Origin of the sequence: uncultured Faecalibacterium sp. (assembly GCF_900066275.1) — a bacterium.
GTDB classification, from domain to species: domain Bacteria; phylum Bacillota; class Clostridia; order Oscillospirales; family Ruminococcaceae; genus Faecalibacterium; species Faecalibacterium taiwanense.
In genome coordinates this window covers 1-1164 of the sequence record NZ_FMFG01000035.1, presented here as the reverse complement: position 1 = coordinate 1164, position 1164 = coordinate 1, and the positions used below count along the sequence as shown (strand labels likewise).

Here is a 1164-nt window from a genome sequence, read left to right as displayed (position 1 = left end):
CATGCTGCCTAAGCTTCGGTGTCAGGTTTAGCCCCGTTAAATTCTCCGCGCAAAGACGCTCGACCAGTGAGCTATTACGCACTCTTTGAATGAGTGGCTGCTTCTGAGCCAACATCCTGGTTGTCTACGTATCTTCACATCGTTTTCCACTTAACCTGACTTTGGGACCTTAGCTGTAGATCTGGGCTGTTTCCCTTTTGACAATGACATTTATCTGACACTGTCTGACTCCCAAGCATCAATACTCTGGCATTCTGAGTTTGATAAGCTTCGCTAACCTCTCGGCCGCTAGGCTATTCAGTGCTTTACCTCCAGGTATCTAACTTGAGGCTAGTCCTAAAACTATTTCGGGGAGAACCAGCTATCTCCGGGTTCGATTGGAATTTCTCCGCTACCCACAGTTCATCCGCCGCCTTTTCAACGGAGGTCGGTTCGGTCCTCCATGGAATTTTACTTCCACTTCAACCTGACCATGGGTAGGTCACCCGGTTTCGGGCCCATTATATGCAACTTAACGCCCTTTTCAAACTCGCTTTCGCTTCGGCTCCAGACCTTAAGTCCTTAACCTTGCTGCATACAATCGCTCGCCGGACCGTTCTACAAAAAGTACCCTATCACGCATTGACGCGCTCTAGGTGCTTGTAGGCACAGGGTTTCAGGTTCTTTTTCACTCCCCTCCCGGGGTGCTTTTCACCTTTCCTTCACAGTACTATACGCTATCGGTCACTGGGTAGTATTTAGGGTTGGAGGGTGGTCCCCCCGTATTCCGACCAGGTCTACTCTCGGTTTGCCCTCTTCCGCGTTCGCTCGCCACTACTTACGGAATCTCGTTTGATGTCTCTTCCTCGCCCTACTTAGATGTTTCAGTTCAGGCGGTTCCCTCGATATACCTATTTTGAAGTTCAGTATAACGTACCTGAGTATGAACCCAGGTGAGTTTCCTCATTCAGAAATCTCCGGATCAATGCTTATTTGCAGCTCCCCGAAGCTTATCGCAGCTTATCACGTCTTTCATCGGCTCCCAGTGCCAAGGCATTCGCCCTGCGCCCTTGTTCGCTTGACCTTTCAAACGTTCTCTTGGAACATTTGGTATCCTCTTGATTCTCTCTTGCCAACGAAGATTATTGTTACCCTTCCTTTTGAAATTGTAATATTTCTTAAAAA

1 protein-coding gene and 1 other annotated feature (1 of these 2 only partly in view) are annotated in these 1164 nt (G+C 48.4%); the gene reads right to left on the bottom strand.

What is annotated here, in order from left to right:
• Nucleotides 1–1063: a sequence feature (mutual gap in cmsearch alignment for this rRNA model is longer than 100), on the bottom strand (it extends 1889 nt beyond the left edge of the window).
• On the bottom strand, nt 962–1164 hold a 203-nt coding region (locus tag QZL71_RS10455), incomplete at its 5' end, for a hypothetical protein (RefSeq protein WP_294648689.1). It overlaps the preceding feature by 102 nt.